Here is a 15255-nt window from a genome sequence, read left to right on the forward strand (position 1 = left end):
TATCGTTGATTTAACGAAGCAGGCAGGCGGTGGCCCATCAGTTAGAAAGTCTCGTAAAGCGCATGAAAAGTATTTTTTATTTCAACATTTTCTGTAGGAGCAGGCACATATTTTTTCAATTGTTCTTTGATGTTTGCAATGCGCTTTTCAAACACCGGGTGAGTGCTGAGGAAGTTCAGGGTGTTGTCTTTTCCGCCGGTAGATTTTTGCAGCAAGGTCATCAGGTTCGACATTCCTTCGGTGTTGATATGGCTTTCGTGCATCAGTCTGATGCCATTGTTGTCGGATTCGGTTTCGAGTTCACGCGAATATTCCAGTCCTTTCAGGTTGTCTGCATGTTCGACCAGAACGGAAGTGAAACCAGATTCGCTGCCCAACACCAGCGACAGGAACATCTGCCGAGCGAGTGTGCGGGAAATATTTTTCAGTGAATGACGGAGTTCGATATGGGAAACTTCGTGCCCCAGCAGTGCAGCGAGTTCTTCGGGAGTTTTCATATTATCGAGAATGGCATCGTACACAACGATGTGTCCGCCGGGAATAGCGAAGGCATTTACTTCAGGGCTCGATACCACTGTGATCTCGATGGGATACGTGGTTTTATAATTGAGTTGTTTGTAAAATTCATTGATCAGTTTTGTTCTGCCTGTGTCGATCTTTTCGCCCATGGAGATGGATTCGTACATCTTTTTTCCGATGGAGATCTCTGTATCTTTTGAAATGCCGGAGGCCATTCGTTCGCCGAGCCATGGCGCGAGCCACCAGTAACCGATGAGAAAGAGACCGATGAAGATGGATACCATTACCAGGAACTTGCTGAAGAAGCTGTTCATGGCGCGTGCAGGCATATTGCCGACGAATTTCTGGTGGCGGAAATTCTTTCTGATGGCCTGAAATAATTTCGGATCTCTGAAATGCAGTATGGAGACCTCTCCCTGCTTAGATTGATGATGTAAATAGTAGGAGTCGTCTGCGCGTGTTTCGAGTTGTTGAATATCGTCGCCGAGCCAATGTATCTCCTTTTGGTTGCCTTCTTCATCAGTGTATTGCACGGTGAGTGTAACAGAAGATAAGATGATGGTGGCTAAATATTGCTGCTTGTCGGGGCTATGGTATGTTGCGGAATAGGTAGTGATCATTGTTAATTCGATGCTGATGATCCGCTAAAGTACAAAAAACAAAACCTTGAAGATTGAACCGGCCGTAACCATAGTCGGATCAATCGTTTCAAGGTTTGTTACACCGAAAAAACATCCACCCTGTCTGCGGGAAATTCCCCACCTGTAACTGATCCGCATACCGGCAACGGACATTGCCGGAGGGGTGGAACAAGATTAGGTTTAATAGCTAATGCATTTGAAATAATGCAGGGGCAAGCTACATCGTATTGCATGTTTGCATTCGCGTAGAACTACGGGAATAGTATACGTGGTTACTATTAAATTTTTTACACAGTGTGGAAACCATTACTCAAAACTTATTTTTCTTATGCGGTGATTGCTGAAGAGCGAACTGCCTGTCTATGTATCGGTCGCACAAAAAAAGGGCCGCCCTTCTCAGGCGGCCCTCACAACTAAAAATGATCAACACTATTTTTTAGCAAATGAAGCGCGGATCACGTTCAATGCACCACCGGCTTTGAACCATTCGATCTGCTGCTCATTGTACGTATGATTCAGCACCACAGAATCTTTGCTTCCGTCTTTGTGGTTCAGCACCATCGTAATGGTAGAACCCGGAGCGAAAGTGGTAAGACCATTCAGTTCAATCACATCATCTTCCTGAATCTTATCGTAATCTGCTTTATCGTTGAAGGTAAGCGCCAGCATACCCTGCTTTTTGAGGTTGGTCTCGTGGATACGTGCAAAGCTGCGTACAATGATGGCACGAACACCGAGGTGACGTGGCTCCATCGCTGCGTGCTCGCGGCTGCTGCCCTCTCCATAGTTCTCATCACCTACCACAACTGTTCCGATACCGGCTGCTTTGTAAGCGCGCTGCGTAGCAGGAACAGGACCGTATTCTCCGGTCAGCTCGTTCTTCACGTTATCTGTTTTCTCGTTGTAGAAGTTCACAGCGCCGATCAGCATGTTGTTGCTGATATTGTCGAGGTGACCGCGGAACTTCAACCATGGACCAGCCATAGAGATATGGTCGGTAGTACATTTTCCTTTTGCTTTGATCAGCAGACGCAGGCCTTTCAGGTCGGTGCCTTCCCATGCTGCGAAAGGAGCGAGCAGTTGCAGACGCTGAGACTCGGGGCTCACAATTACCTGAACACCGCTGCCATCGGCTGCAGGTGCCTGATAACCGGGATCGTCTACAGAAAATCCTTTTGGAGGAAGTTCAACGCCGGTTGGCTCGTCGAGCATTACTTCCTGTCCGTCTTCGTTCTTCAGTTTATCTTTCAGCGGGTTGAAAGTAAGGTCTCCTGCGATCGCGAAAGCAGTCACGATTTCAGGTGATGCTACGAATGCGTGGGTAGAAGCCAGACCGTCGTTACGCTTGGCGAAGTTTCTGTTGAAAGAAGTGATGATGGAGTTCTTGCGGTTTGGATCGTCGATATGACGTGCCCATTGACCGATACAGGGACCGCAGGCGTTAGCGAGTACTACGCCGCCGATCTGATCGAAGGTCTTCAGGAATCCGTCTCTTTCGATAGTATGTCTAACCAGTTCAGAACCGGGAGTGATAGTGAACTCGGCCTTTGCTTTCAGGTTCTTTTTGATAGCCTGCTCTGCCAGAGAAGCGGAGCGGCTGATATCTTCATAAGAAGAGTTGGTGCAGCTTCCGATGAGGGCCACTTCCAGACGCTCAGGCCAGTTGTTGGCTTTAACGGCTTCAGCAAATTTGCTGATAGGCCATGCGAGATCCGGAGTGAATGGTCCGTTTACGTGTGGCTCCAGTGTATTGAGGTCGATCTCGATCAGTTGATCGTAGTATTTCTCAGGGTTTGCGTACACAGCTTCGTCGGGGCGGAGGTGTTCGCGAACGCCGTTGGCCAGATCAGCCACTTCGGTACGGCCTGTAGCGCGGAGGTACTCTGCCATTTTCTCGTCGTAAGCGAAGAGAGAGCAGGTTGCACCGATCTCGGCACCCATGTTACAGATAGTTCCTTTACCGGTAGCGGAAAGGCTGTCGGCACCTTCACCGAAATATTCAACAATAGCGCCGGTACCACCTTTTACAGTAAGGATACCTGCCACGCGGAGGATTACATCTTTGGGAGAAGCCCATCCGCTCAGTTTGCCGGTGAGTTTAACACCGATGAGCTTAGGCATTTTCAGTTCCCATGCCAGGCCGGCCATAACGTCCACAGCATCAGCGCCACCAACACCGATGGCAACCATACCGAGACCGCCCGCATTGGGGGTGTGGGAGTCTGTTCCGATCATCATACCACCGGGGAACGCGTAGTTCTCGATCACCACCTGGTGAATGATGCCGGCACCGGCTTTCCAGAAGCCGATACCATATTTATTGGAGATAGAGCTCAGGAAGTCGTATACTTCTTTATTTACGTTCAGGGCATTCTTCAAATCTTCTGTGGCACCGGTTTTAGCCTGAATCAGGTGATCACAGTGAACGGTAGATGGAACGGCTACTTTGTCGCGGCCACAGGTCATGAATTGGAGCAGGGCCATCTGGGCGGTAGCGTCCTGCATCGCAACGCGATCGGGTGCGAAATCCACATAATCCTTTCCCCTTGTGTACGCTTTGGCGGCGGGTTCATACAAATGCGCATATAGAATTTTCTCAGCCAGCGTCAGCGGCGTACCTGTCAGTTTGCGCGCAGCTTCCACTTTTGAGGGGAGGCCTGCGTACAATTTCTTGATTAAGTCCAGATCAAAGACCATGATTAATTATTTAGATTTACGGAAAGTGCTGCGAATTTACCTAAAAAATGCCTTATCAAAATAACCTGAGGGTTGTACATTTTGTTTTATATTTTTTAATTTAGTGGTGTGAACCAAACCCCTGGGTGAAGGTGCCAGAACATTTTTCGCTAACAAATGTTAATTCCAGTGAACCGATTCAGACAATTTATCGAGTGGCAGGCTTTCGGCGTATGCACTGCCATGGGTGACAGACTTGGAATTGCTGCCACCCGTATCCGCACCTGGTTCGTTTACATATCATTTCTTACAATGGGTTCTCCATTAATTGTGTATTTTGTTTTAGCTTTCTGGATGAATATGAAACGGTATATCTTATCCGGTCGTCGTAACCCGCTGAAATACCAATGATCCCTTCGGGTTTCATATTCTGTTACTGTCTTGTTCTGAAATAGAATTTTCGCTTGCTGGCTCTGTTATGTTTTAATTGAAGTTAGGCTGCTCTGATATTGCACCGTAGCTGCATCACTAAAATACTTTGCAGGTGTTCCATCTCGATTACACTCATACCAATTATGAAGCGTTCCTGCATCATGTGGGCGAACGCCTCAATGTGCCCGTTATCAACAACGAAGTTCAGTTTCCGCAGGATACGGCCAATGGCACGTTTACGTTTGTGGAACTTCCGAACGGACTGGAAGCCACCATCATCAACTGTGTACTTACCGACGACTGGCTCATTCACCGCAAAAAGATCTCCGAAGAGTATTACACCCTCCGGATAGATATGCTAACGGTGCCCGGTACACTGGTAGTAACCATCGACGAAGACAAAGTGAAAGACATCAATACCAGCAAGTCGATGGCCTATCTCACCAGTTCCATGTTCGACTGGAGCTACTACAGTACCAAAGGCACCACTTATCTTGGTGTGGCCATCCTCTTCAATAAGGAGTGGCTGGCAAAGTACCTCGATCTCGAAACGGCCGAGAACGTGCTGTCCACCTACATTTCATTGAAAGCGGAGAATATCAATATAGTGCCGCTCGACAATAAATTCCGCCAGTGGATGCAGGCCGTGATGGATGTGGAGCAGGATAATCCCCTTCGGCTCACCATCATCCAAAACCGAATAATGCTGATGGTGGAAAGGTTCTTTGCCATCATATACGAAAAAATGCACAACCCTACTTTCAGGGTGCCGCTCTCGCAGGAAGACATCAACCGCGTAATGCAGGTAGAAGATATTCTCACCAAAGATATTTACCAGAGTCCGCCTCCCATATCACAACTGGCCAAAATGGTGTCGATCAGCGAATCGAAACTGAAGAAAGATTTTAAAGTGATGTACGGATCTCCCATCTATGAATACTATCAGAAAGCAAGGATGCAGGCCGCGCAGGATAAACTGCTTACAGGCAAATTCTCTGTGAAGGAAGTAGCCATGGAACTCGGCTATGCCAACCTCAGCAATTTCACAATCGCCTTTAAGAAGGCCTTTGGCGTATTGCCCAGCAGGCTTTTGTCGAAATCGGCCTAGATATTAAAATAATTTTAACCGGGTAATACACGTTGCAGATGGTCCTGTGACGGTTACAGATAACCATTACCGGTATCGCGTGGTAGCTTTGCGGAACAAGAAACACCGAGAGAAAATCCACGAAAAATCGCAAGGAAGTCCCGTTTTTGATCCATGAGAGCTTTGAAAAGCCTTGACCCCATCCCAACCCTGGGAAAACGGAAAATATACCTACGAAAACTCATTGAAAATAAATCAGCCCCGATGCATGCGGGGCTTTTTTATTTCGAAGAAATCTACACAAAATCCCATGCGTAAGCCAATGATTTTTGGGCATTTGAATGGCCCGCTTTTTATCTCATACAACCCGAAGATGAAGAAAAGATGAAATTCATCTAATTGAAAATCAACTTCGAACAAAGTGTAATTTAGTTAAATATGGCATAATTTTGGACTTGAAAAGGCGTTAGTCCATTTTTAAAACCCACATTATGAAAAAGCTTTTTTTCAGTGCCTCCCTGCTTATTTTATCAACCGTATTGATTACCTCCTGTAATGACTCCGATTCCATGCCACAACAGTCTGCGCGATTGGAAGTGCGCCTCACGGACGCTCCCGGAGACTTCGACGCAGTAAAAATTGATCTGGTAGACATTCAGATCAACGTAACCGGCAACGACGACAAAGGCTGGCAAAGTCTTCCCGGCGTACAAAAAGGAATTTACAATCTGCTCGATCTTGTAAACGATAAAGACACACTGCTGGTGAATGCCTTTATTCCCGCAGGCCGTGTTCAGCAAATCCGCCTGATTCTCGGACCCCGCAACAGCATTGTTGTAAATGGAGTGGAATCCCCGCTTCAGACTCCGAGCGCACAGCAAAGCGGCCTGAAACTGAATATCCATCAGGATGTAGCCGCAGGTATTCTCTACACGCTGCTGATGGACTTCGACGCTGCACGTTCAGTAGTGCATACAGGTAACGGAAAATACATTCTGAAACCAGTGATCAGAACCGTGCTGAAAGCAGCCGGCGGAAGCATTGCCGGTAATGTTCAGCCACGCTCTTTCCGCACAGCCGTGTTTGCCATTCAGGGTACCGATACCCTGGCAGGCACTTTCACAGACACTATTGGCAATTATCAGATCAGAGGCCTGAACGCAGGCGCTTACTCAGTAGGTTTTCTGCCAACAGATACTGCCAACTACCTGGGCCAAACCAAAGTTGGGGTGATGGTTGCAACTGGTGTAGTTACAAAACTCGATACGGTAAAGTTGGTGCATAAATGATAAGCATAGGTTGCAAATGGAAATGGCTGCCCAAAGGCAGCCATTTTTTTATCGTTTCAGTTTTTGTTCTGATGGTGAATCTTCGCCTGTATGCCGGACGTGCATTCTGCTCAATTCTTCTTCTGCAATAGCAATGAAGTGGATTCATCATCCAGCGAAAGATTGCTGTTGGTATCCATCATTCTGAACTGCCTGCTGAATTCCGACGGCGAAATTTCTGCATCTCCGTCTTCATCCGTTACCTGGATGGCACAAAGCTTTGCTGAACCATTACAGGATGAAAATCCTTCAATCTGGAAATAACTGGTGCGCAGAGATTGCGGACCTTCAACATAAATAAGCGTGATATTCGACGGTTCTTTGTGGGGACTGTGTTTGGGCGAGGGGAGGTTATAGGCTGTGAATGTAACGGAGGTCGCAACCGCCATCCAAGGCAAGCAATAATTTTTCATTGCATAAGGTTTTTAATGGAAAATGGATAGCGAAAATACCGGCCATCCAATCAACCTTATTATGAATCCGGGAGTTTTACTTTATCTAAAAATACAATATGGGCGGATGCCATATCCGCCCATATTGAGTTATGTTGTTGATAATCTGTCTGTTCGGTTAAATCACCGCTTTTCTCAGCTTCACCAGCTTTTCGAGCAATGGTTCCAGCAGATCGAGCTTCAGCATATTGGCGCCATCAGACTTGGCAACTGCCGGATTGGGGTGTGTTTCGATGAACAGACCATCGGCTCCGGTTGCAATCGCAGCCTTGGCAATAGTGCCGATCAGCTGTGGATTTCCGCCGGTAATGCCACTCGTCTGGTTCGGTTGCTGGAGGCTGTGGGTACAGTCCATCACCACAGGTGCGCCGTGTTCCTTCATCCAGGGAATATTGCGGTAGTCGACTATCAGATCCTGATAACCGAAAGTATTGCCACGATCGGTGAGTATCACTTTATCGTTTCCTGCCTGACGGATCTTTTCAGCTGCAAACTTCATGGAAGGTCCGCTGAGGAACTGTCCTTTCTTCACATTCACGATCTTTCCGGTCTCTGCTGCAGCAACCAGCAGATCGGTCTGACGGCAAAGGAAGGCAGGGATCTGCAATACATCGATGTATTTTGCAGCGATCGCCGCTTCTTCATGCGCATGAATATCTGAAGTAACAGGGAGCTTGTATTTTTCACCGGTTTTCTTCAGCAACTGCATAGCGGTTTCGTCGCCAAGGCCGGTAAAAGAACTGGCGCTGGTGCGGTTGGCTTTGCGGTAAGATGCTTTGAAAATATAAGGGATGCCCAGGTTTCTGCAGATGCCCGATACTTTGTCGGCTACCTCCATCAATAACTCCTCACTTTCCACCACACAGGGGCCCGCGATCAGGAAGAAATTGTTCTCGTCGTACTGCTGACCGGCAAACAGGTCTTTTAACATTTTTTCCATGGGCGCAAAGATACGACCAATTTTTCATGCCATAATCAGGTGATTCCCAACCCCATGTTAAAGGAATTTGTGATTTGTTCCAATTATGTGTAAATTATACACTAAGTAATAAATACCTTATCACTTCAAAATTGATTGCTGTATGAAAAAACTGTACACTGCCTGCCTGAAATGGGCATGGATACTGGTACTGCTCATCTCTGCGAGCCTGCAGGCACAGAATCCCTGGAACGGGAAAGTAGTGCTGCAAGGTTTCTGGTGGGACTACTGGAACAACAACTACAACAATGGCTGGAGCAATTATCTGGCCGACCTCGCACCGCGCTTGCGCGACATAGGTATCGATGCTGTTTGGATACCGCCCAGCATCAAAAATGCCGGCACTAACAGCAACGGATATTCGCCATTCGATCAGTACGATCTGGGCGACAAATACCAGAAGGGCAGTCTCAAAACCAGAATGGGCAATAAGAATGAACTGCTTCGCATGATCGCCGTAATGCACGCCAACGGAATGGATGTGGTGCAGGATGTAGTGTTCAATCATATGGATAATGCCGGTTCTGCCACTGGCGATGGCGGACAGGATCCACTCGCCAGCGGCAACAGCGATGGCAATCTCTACAAGAATTTCCGGTACGTCAGTTATGCCACACCTGCCAGTTCAGAAACCTCCGTCAACTATCTCGCCCGCTCCGGCAGATGGCCAAAGAACTGGCCCAACTTCCACGCAAACACCGATCATAACTGCAACTCAGGAGATTTGTGCGGCGCATTCTTTGGTCCGGATATCTGCTACTATTCCGGTGCATATGGCCAAAGCTCCAACGCCACCTACAACCCCGTACAAACCAGCAACCATATGCGAAATGGCGCCCGCGACTGGCTGGTATGGATGAAAAAACAAACCGGAGCAGACGGCTTCCGCTTCGATGCCGTGAAACATTTCGAGCCATGGGCCATGCAGGATTTCCTCTGGAATGTTAAGTACAACGCCAGCTGGGCCAATGGTGGCGCCAATATGTTTGCAGTAGGTGAATATGTGGGTAGCGCCACCGATCTCGATACCTGGATCAACAATGTAAAAACAAGCAATGGAGGAAGCGAAGACCTCGTGGGTACTTTCGATTTCAGTCTCCGGCAGGAACTCAAAAATATGGTGAGCGGCGGTGGCGGTTACAACCTCGCCAATATTCCCGGCTCACAACAAACCAATCGTTTCAGAACGGTTCCTTTCGTGAACAACCACGATACGTTCCGTCCCACCAAAGATGCCAACGGCAACTACACCGGATGGGACAGCGGCAATGAACTCGGTGGCGGGCATATCGATCCCTTCGATGGCAGGCTCTCGGCAGCATATGCCATCGCGTTCGCAGTGGACGGCTCGCCGCAGGTATTCTTTGAAGATCTTTTCAATGTAGGAAACACCGGCAAACGATACACGCATCAGCCCACCAGTGCAACCGATCTGCCATTGCGCGATGATATCGTAAACATCATCTGGTGCCACCAGAAACTCAACTTCAAAAAAGGAGCTTACAAAGTTCGCTGGCAGGCCAACGACCTGCTCATCATCGAAAGAGGCTACAAAGCCGGACCCGAAAACAGCTACGCCATCATCGGCGTAAATGATAACTGGAGCACCTGGCAGAGTGCCACCATCCAAACCGATTTCGGCCCAAACAAACAATTGCACGATTACTCCGGCGCCAACGCCTCCGATATCTGGACGGACGCCACCGGCAAAGCCACCATCTACGTACCACCCTGCGATGGCAGCAACATACGCCGTGGCTACAGCATCTGGGGACCCGCAGGTATCAGCGGAGGATTTGCTCCTGCACAACGTAGCACCACCCAGGAATGGGAGATGAACAATGATCTCGGCGACTCACATGCCAGCTCATTGCAGCAGGGCGGTGCATTACCGGCAAGCTCCACTGCACTGCGCAACGTGGGGAAGATATTCGCTGAATCTGGAAAGAGCATCACAGTGAACCTCTATCCTTCCAACACTACACCCAATCTCACTATAAATTTGTACAACAGCACAGGAACACAGGTACAGACAGTAAGTGGTACAGGAAATCTCACACTCAGTTACACACCCGGTTCCACAGGTACATACGAAGTGAGGGTGAAGAATACAAACGCAGCCAATCCTGCGCAGCATGTTTTTGTGAAAGTAACTTATACAGCACCGAAGGTAGCCAGCACAGCCACCAACCCGATGGCAATAGTTGCACCGCCATCGGAAGTGTCAGCCATCAGTTATGAGCTCTCCGGAAACCCGGTACCGGTGCGCAATACAAGCCGCATCAGTTTCACGCTCACTGCAGGTAGCTATACCACATTGGAAGTTTATAACCTGAATGGACAACGCGTGCAGACATTACTGCAGCAAAATCTGACAGCAGGAAAACATTATGCAGACTGGAATAGTAGCGGATTGGCATCGGGCATGTACCTGCTCCGGCTCACCGGAAACAAGGGAACAGAAACGAAGAAAATAATGGTAGGAAATAATAACTGATTTCAGCATCAGCCTTTCCCTGGCCGTCCGCAAAGCGGGCGGCTTTTTATTTAGAAAGATTGGGTGAAAAAACGGTAGAAGTTAGTAAGTGGAATCCCCTACTTTCGGCGCTATTCCTAATACAAATTACTGGTTTATGAAACTGACTTTATTGACGCTTGTTTCAGTACTTGTTTGCCTCTTTGCAATAGGACAAAGAAAAACAACCACTGTAAGAAGTTATTTCAGGAAGGATGGAACTTTTGTTCGCTCACATACCCGTCACTACAATGCAGGAGATGGAAGCGGAAGTTCCTATTCCTACAGCTCAACAGGTGCGAGTTCGGGCGGTAGTACAGGCGCAGGTATAGCGGATAATATTGAGATTAGTGAAACTGAATTGAAAGTTGCAGTAACTGAATCCGGAGAGCTATCTAAAAAGATTGGTGGACTTAAAGTTTACCCCTCCAGAATTAAAGTAGATAGTAATGGTGCTACAATATTGATTGCAGTGCTTCGATATAACGATTCGGTTGTTGACGTTTGCCCTGTACCAAGAAACATTGTTTCTTATGATTATAATGGATATTCAATGGACCTTAAGTTAAAGATTTTGAAAGCGAGATTAAAGCCAGAGCACGTTGATGAACTCACATCAAAATACCAGTTTGAATGGATTGACGACCAGCTTAGAAGAACAATATTCCTGGGATATGGGAAAATTGAGTTACCTAAATATCTTGACCTGAAAATTGAAGCATTAACGCTTAAATAATCGATTTCTCTAAACGTTCATCTCAGAGAAATCCTTTGCAGAAACTCTTCTTTCTTTCGGCGCGCCACATCTACATAATTCCCATTCTGCATTTCAATCTGCCCGCCATCTCCTTTGATATAACGCTTTAGGTATTTCAGATTTATGATATGCGAGTGATGCGGCCTGAAAAACACTTCCTGCGGAAGCAACTCTTCAAACTCTTTCAAAGTTCGGCTGGCAGTTAGTTTCGGCTGGTCTTTGAAATAGATCACCGTGTAATTGCTGTGCGCTTCGAGATGAATGATGTCTTCGATATTGAAGAACAGCAATCCCTCCAGCGTTGGAATGGCCAGTTTATTGAGCGGGTTATTCTTCTGAAGATTATCGGCCAGTACCTGCAGTTTGCGCGATGTTTCCGATTGCGATTCTGCTGCTGCAATTTTCTGTACTGTTGTTCTCAGTTCTTCTATATCCACTGGTTTGAGCAGATAGTCGAATGCCGAAAACCTTATTGCCTTGATCGCATACTGATCATATGCCGTGGTAAACACCAGATGGAATTTCTGCTCAGACAATTTCCGCAACATCGCAAATCCATCCATACGCGGCATTTCAATATCGAGGAAGATGATCTGCGGCTTCAGCTGCTGAATGAGGGCAATGCCTTCTTCTCCATCGCCGGCTTCGCCGGTTACAGTAACTTCCGGACAATAATCCTGCAGTTTCTGGCGGAGGGCGATCCTGCCTTTCAATTCATCGTCAATAATAATGGCGGATAGCATTATTGAATTTTTAATTGTACTTCAATGCGGGTGCCTGCGGGCTGATCGTCTTCTTCTAAATCTGTGATCTGCACGGAGGCATCGGTTTCTTTGTTGAACAGCTTCACTCTGTCGCGGCTCATAGCCATTCCGTACGAAGCGTTCTCCCTGCGAATGGCCGTAATGGCTGCATTGCGGCCTACGCCATTGTCTTCGATCACGTAATGCAGCTGATCTCCAACGCGGAATAAACTGATCCTGAGATGCCCGTTATTGCCTGGCCTGTTGCGCAATCCGTGAAGAATGGCATTCTCTGCATATGGCTGAATAATCAGTGGCGGCACTTTCACATCGTCCTGCAATAATTCTTCCGGCACTTCTATTTCAGCTATGAATTTGTGCTCATTGCGGAGTTGTTCCAGTTCGATATAGAGCCTCAGCGTATCGAGATCTTTTTGCAGCGGAACTACATGCTGATTGGAACTGTCGAGAATATTCCTGATCAGCCGGGCGAATTTATTCAGGTAAACAGTGGCGTTGTATTTATCGTTGCTCTGAATGAGCGCATCGATGCTGTTGATGCAATTGAAAATAAAGTGAGGATTCATTTGCGCGCGAAGCGCCATCATTTCCGTTGTACTGATCTTGTGCTGCAGTGCTGCCTGCTTTCTGATATTGCTGATCCTGCGTCTGATGAGCCACCAGATGAATGCGATCACCAGCAGCAGTATCGCAGCCATGAACCATTTGGTTTGCCAGAATGCCGGCATGATGGTTATGGAAAGGCTTACCGGATCTGCGTTCCAGTTACCCTGACTATTGGCAGATCTTACCTGAAAAACATACCTGCCGGGCGGAAGTTTGGTGTAGGTTGCGCTGCGTCGGGTACCGCTGTTCACCCAGTTGTCGTCCACTCCGGAGAGCTTATACGCATATACGGTTCTGTTAGTATGGGAATAATTAAGCGATGAGAATTCTATGTTGAAGAAATTCTGTGTATGCTGCAGACTGATGGCTGTTTGATTCTGCAACACGTTTTCAGGCTGCTCCGTAGTGTTGAGCAATGAGAAACCTGTGATAACCGGAGATGGATTGAATTTGTCCGCCGGCACATTGCTCGGATGAAACCAGGTAAGCCCATCGATGCCGCCGAAATACATAGTGCCTTCGACGCTGGCATAACAGCAGGAGGTATTGTATTCCAGTCCGGGTAAACCATAGCCCATATCGTAATTGAAGAACCGGTTCTGCACTGCATCGAAACAACTGAGGCCGTTGTTGGTACTTAACCACAACCTGTGCTGATGATCGCGCAGAATACCATACACTACATTGTTGGCAAGCCCGTCGGCGGTTTGCCAGATCTTCTTCACCTGTTTGGCAGATAGCTGATATTGCACCAAACCATTATCGGTTCCGATCCAGAGAAAACCATTGCCGTCGTTGAAGAGGCTTCGGATATTTTTCGTCTGCAAGCCCGGAAGTTCGATGGCCGTAATCTTGTTTTGTGAAGGAGAATAACGGAGCAGTCCCATGCCTTCGGTTCCCATCCAGATCTGCTGTTGTGCATCTTCATAAAAACATCGTACTACAGGTTTGGAATAGAGGAGCAGACTGTCTTTATCGATCCAGTTGAGCCATTGTTCTTTTTCTGTGTCGAACTGATAGATGCCGTTCATGCCACTTACCAGCAACAGCTGACTGTGCTTCGGTCTGAATACGGTGTAGAGATAAGTTTTGCTGGCATCCTTTCCGGTGGAGAATGTTTGGAAAGCCTTTTGTGGGGCGGCTTCCATGTTGAGCTTGCACAGCCCGCCCCAGGTGGCCAGCCAGAGGATGTTTTCGTCGCCTGCGGCGATTCCGTAGACGGTGTTATGGATCACACCATCAGTACTTAGGTCTTTGTAGCTGGTGAAACTGTTTTGGCTGGTATTCCATTTTACTACACCGCCGTTCTGTGATCCGATGTACAGGTGTTCATCACCGTTACTGAAGAGAGAAAAGAGCATATTGTCGGTGAGCTCACTGTTATTGCGATAATTCTTTCTCAGGGTATGGAAGATGGAATTGTAAGGATCGTATTTGGCGAAGCCGCCGCCACTGAGGCCAATCCAGATAAGTCCTTGTCTGTCTTCAAACAGGGAGAGTACAAAATCTTTGCGCAGTGATCCGGGTTGATCGTCTGCGTACTGGCAATGGATCAGTTCGCTGGTAGCGGGATCGTAACGATAGAGTCCTTCATTGCGGGTGCCGATCCATATGCGTTGCTGCCGGTCTATGATCGTGCAGGTGATAGCATGGATACCGTTGTTTTGTTGTGAGGGAGCAAACTTTCTGATGTCACCGGTTTTGGTATTCCAGATGAGAATGCCCTGCTCTGCGGTGCCGATCCAGATTTCGTCGCCTGTGGCGCAGATGCTTCGTATTCGCAGTGTTTTATCGGGAGAAACAGTGGTGAGATTGATGCTGACCGAAGGCGCTTTCATGCCGGGTTCGTACACATAGAGCGTATTGAGATCGGCAATCCATACTCTTTTTTTGTTGTCGGCTGTAATGCCCGCCAGCCGGTCTTTCTGGCCGGGCTCGGAAAAGAAATGCTGCAGGCGGCCATCGCGGTCCGAAACGAAGAGACCATGATAGCGGGTGAGTATCCATGTATTGCGCCAGGCATCTTCAAACAATTGCAGTATGCTTACCGAATCGATCAATGCAGGTGGCTGATGAAAATAATTGCTGAATGCATGCAGTTGATTGCTGTGGGAGTCGAGTAAGAAAAGTCCATCCGGTGTGCCTGCCCATAGCCGGCCATCTGAGCCGGTGAGCAGTGCATCCATCTGATTCGATACTGCCGGTTGCAGTGGTTGTCTGATGGTGGTGAAGCCGTAACCATCGAAGCGGTTAAGTCCCTCCTGTGTGCCCATCCAGATAAAGCCGCGTTTGTCCTGCGTGATGGAATAGCCGCTGTTCTGAGAAAGCCCGTTGAGCATAGTATAGCTCTCGAAAAAAAGTGGGGACTGTCTGCCGGCTGCAAGCTGACAAACAATCAGGAAAAGAGCCGTGATGCAGTATCGGGAACTGTTCACAGGTAAAGTTTGTATGCAAGTTAAAATTAAAATACTGCTTCCGGTGTGATCCTTAAAATATGCG

At 47.7% G+C, this 15255-nt stretch carries 11 protein-coding genes; 5 read left to right on the forward strand and 6 right to left on the reverse strand.

The genetic code is table 11. From position 1 onward, the window contains the following. Positions 1 to 41: 41 nt before the first annotated feature. Together HHL16_RS09040 and HHL16_RS09045 are read right to left on the reverse strand one after the other, a co-directional pair. Complete coding sequence (locus HHL16_RS09040) at positions 42 to 1139, reverse strand: M48 family metallopeptidase (RefSeq protein ID WP_169424797.1); 1098 nt, start codon at positions 1137 to 1139, stop codon at positions 42 to 44. Between the two features lie 450 nt (positions 1140 to 1589). Next, the gene (locus tag HHL16_RS09045; protein WP_169424798.1) at positions 1590 to 3857 is read right to left on the reverse strand and encodes an aconitate hydratase; all 2268 of its coding nucleotides are present in this window, start codon (positions 3855 to 3857) and stop codon (positions 1590 to 1592) included. 156 nt (positions 3858 to 4013) lie between these two features. On the opposite strand from HHL16_RS09045, the gene HHL16_RS09050 reads away from it, so the two are divergent. From HHL16_RS09050 to HHL16_RS09060, 3 genes are all read left to right on the forward strand, one after another. Beyond that, positions 4014 to 4247, forward strand: a complete 234-nt coding sequence (locus HHL16_RS09050; RefSeq protein ID WP_206022304.1) for a PspC domain-containing protein — start codon at positions 4014 to 4016, stop codon at positions 4245 to 4247. 133 nt (positions 4248 to 4380) lie between these two features. Continuing rightward, entirely contained in the window at positions 4381 to 5376 is a 996-nt protein-coding gene (locus tag HHL16_RS25315) for an AraC family transcriptional regulator (protein ID WP_169424800.1), read from the forward strand. Between the two features lie 470 nt (positions 5377 to 5846). Beyond that, positions 5847 to 6644, forward strand: a complete 798-nt coding sequence (locus tag HHL16_RS09060; RefSeq protein WP_169424801.1) for a DUF4382 domain-containing protein — start codon at positions 5847 to 5849, stop codon at positions 6642 to 6644. A 110-nt stretch (positions 6645 to 6754) separates the two neighbouring features. Here the strand turns inward: HHL16_RS09060 and HHL16_RS09065 are convergent, their stop codons facing one another. Together HHL16_RS09065 and kdsA are read right to left on the reverse strand one after the other, a co-directional pair. Continuing rightward, complete coding sequence (locus HHL16_RS09065; protein WP_169424802.1) at positions 6755 to 7096, reverse strand: hypothetical protein; 342 nt, start codon at positions 7094 to 7096, stop codon at positions 6755 to 6757. Positions 7097 to 7253: 157 nt separating this feature from the next. Continuing rightward, complete coding sequence (kdsA, locus tag HHL16_RS09070; RefSeq protein WP_206022305.1) at positions 7254 to 8075, reverse strand: 3-deoxy-8-phosphooctulonate synthase; 822 nt, start codon at positions 8073 to 8075, stop codon at positions 7254 to 7256. Between the two features lie 142 nt (positions 8076 to 8217). Here kdsA and HHL16_RS09075 point away from each other — a divergent pair, with 142 nt between their 5' ends. Further along, entirely contained in the window at positions 8218 to 10611 is a 2394-nt protein-coding gene (locus HHL16_RS09075; RefSeq protein WP_169424803.1) for an alpha-amylase domain-containing protein, read from the forward strand. A 136-nt stretch (positions 10612 to 10747) separates the two neighbouring features. Continuing rightward, the gene (locus tag HHL16_RS09080) at positions 10748 to 11365 is read left to right on the forward strand and encodes a hypothetical protein (protein WP_169424804.1); all 618 of its coding nucleotides are present in this window, start codon (positions 10748 to 10750) and stop codon (positions 11363 to 11365) included. A gap of 17 nt (positions 11366 to 11382) precedes the next feature. Here the strand turns inward: HHL16_RS09080 and HHL16_RS09085 are convergent, their stop codons facing one another. Together HHL16_RS09085 and HHL16_RS25320 are read right to left on the reverse strand one after the other, a co-directional pair. Beyond that, a complete protein-coding gene (locus HHL16_RS09085; RefSeq protein ID WP_169424805.1) occupies positions 11383 to 12129 on the reverse strand; it encodes a LytTR family DNA-binding domain-containing protein in 747 nt (248 codons plus the stop codon). Beyond that, positions 12129 to 15191, reverse strand: coding sequence for a sensor histidine kinase (locus HHL16_RS25320; protein WP_169424806.1), 3063 nt, complete (start codon positions 15189 to 15191; stop codon positions 12129 to 12131). Before HHL16_RS25320 ends, HHL16_RS09085 begins: the two co-directional genes overlap by 1 nt. Positions 15192 to 15255 lie beyond the last annotated feature (64 nt).

Origin of the sequence: Pseudoflavitalea sp. G-6-1-2, from assembly GCF_012927185.1 — a bacterium.
In the GTDB taxonomy this organism is placed as follows: Bacteria; Bacteroidota; Bacteroidia; order Chitinophagales; family Chitinophagaceae; genus Pseudobacter.

Bases quoted from the DNA above. Each gene is read 5' to 3' on its own strand.
- HHL16_RS09040 (WP_169424797.1), bottom strand. From the start codon at position 1,139: ATGATCACTACCTATTCCGCAACATACCATAGCCCCGACAAGCAGCAA.
- HHL16_RS09045 (WP_169424798.1), bottom strand. From the start codon at position 3,857: ATGGTCTTTGATCTGGACTTAATCAAGAAATTGTACGCAGGCCTCCCC.
- HHL16_RS09050 (WP_206022304.1), top strand. From the start codon at position 4,014: ATGTTAATTCCAGTGAACCGATTCAGACAATTTATCGAGTGGCAGGCT.
- HHL16_RS09060 (WP_169424801.1), top strand. From the start codon at position 5,847: ATGAAAAAGCTTTTTTTCAGTGCCTCCCTGCTTATTTTATCAACCGTA.
- HHL16_RS09065 (WP_169424802.1), bottom strand. From the start codon at position 7,096: ATGAAAAATTATTGCTTGCCTTGGATGGCGGTTGCGACCTCCGTTACA.
- kdsA (WP_206022305.1), bottom strand. From the start codon at position 8,075: ATGGAAAAAATGTTAAAAGACCTGTTTGCCGGTCAGCAGTACGACGAG.
- HHL16_RS09075 (WP_169424803.1), top strand. From the start codon at position 8,218: ATGAAAAAACTGTACACTGCCTGCCTGAAATGGGCATGGATACTGGTA.
- HHL16_RS09080 (WP_169424804.1), top strand. From the start codon at position 10,748: ATGAAACTGACTTTATTGACGCTTGTTTCAGTACTTGTTTGCCTCTTT.
- HHL16_RS09085 (WP_169424805.1), bottom strand. From the start codon at position 12,129: ATGCTATCCGCCATTATTATTGACGATGAATTGAAAGGCAGGATCGCC.